1 protein-coding gene is annotated in these 1080 nt (G+C 66.3%); it reads right to left on the bottom strand.

Translation table 11 applies throughout. The annotated features are described in order from the left end of the window. Nucleotides 1-166 precede the first annotated feature (166 nt). Nucleotides 167-1080: pseudouridine-5'-phosphate glycosidase (locus EN984_RS35680; protein ID WP_245480200.1), on the bottom strand; the 914-nt coding region annotated here is incomplete at its 5' end.

The raw sequence follows: 1080 nt of genomic DNA, 5'->3' as shown, positions 1-1080 counted from the left end.
CCCCCTCATCCGTCCGCTTCGCGGCCACCTTCTCCCCGAGGGGAGAAGAGGTCGACGTCGGCGCTGCAAGCTCCTCTCCCCTCGGGGAGAGGTCGGATTGCCCCGAACTGTTCTTTGCAATTCGGTCTTGGGAATCCGGGTGAGGGGGAACCTTCGCTGCGTGACCCTAAAGCGCCTTCGCAATCCTCGCCGCCAGCCGCGCATTATTCTCGACCAGCGCGATGTTCGTCTTCAGGCTCCTGCCGCCAGTCAGTTCGAGAATCTTTCCCAGCAGGAACGGCGTCACCGCCTTGCCGGTCACGTTGAGCGCCTCGGCGGCCTTCTGCGCGGCCTCGATATAGCCGGCCATCTCCTCAGCCGGGATTTCGTGGTTTTCCGGCACCGGATTGGCAATCAGCATGCCACCGGCGAGCCCCAGCGCTGCCCTCGTCTGGTAGAAATGCGCGATCTCTTCCGGCTCGTGCAAGGTCAGCGGCGCGCGGAACGGCGAATGCCTGGACCAGAAGGCCGGCATCGTCTCGCAGCCAAGGCCGACCACCGGCACGCCGCGCGTCTCCAGCACTTCCAGCGTCTTTTCGATGTCGAGAATGGCCTTGGCGCCGGCCGAGACGACGATGACCGGCGTGCGCGCCAGCTCGTCGAGATCGGCGGAAATGTCAAAACTCTTTTCGGCGCCCTTGTGCACGCCGCCGATGCCGCCGGTGGCGAACACTTTTATGCCGACCATATGCGCCGCGATCATCGTGGCGGCGACCGTGGTGCCACCGGTGCGCCCTTGCGCCACGGCAAAACCGAGATCGGCGCGCGACAGCTTCATGGCGTCGCCCGTCATCGCCAGCGATTCGCGCTCGCCGTCCGAAAGCCCGATCTTGATGCGGCCGCCAACCACGGCGATCGTCGCCGGCACGGCGCCGCCATCGGTGATGATCTTTTCGACGTCGGCCGCCATGGCGCCATTGTCGGGGTAGGGCATGCCATGGGTGATGATGGTGCTTTCCAGCGCCACCACCGGCCGGCCGGCAGCCAGAGCCTGCGCCACCGGCGCGTGGATGTCGATGAGGGGGCGGGCGGTCTCAGGGG

Source organism: Mesorhizobium sp. M7A.F.Ca.CA.004.12.1.1, assembly GCF_003997835.1.
Taxonomy (GTDB): Bacteria; Pseudomonadota; Alphaproteobacteria; order Rhizobiales; family Rhizobiaceae; genus Mesorhizobium.
Note: the sequence above shows the minus strand (reverse complement) of the source record. Positions and strands in the feature narration are given on the sequence as shown.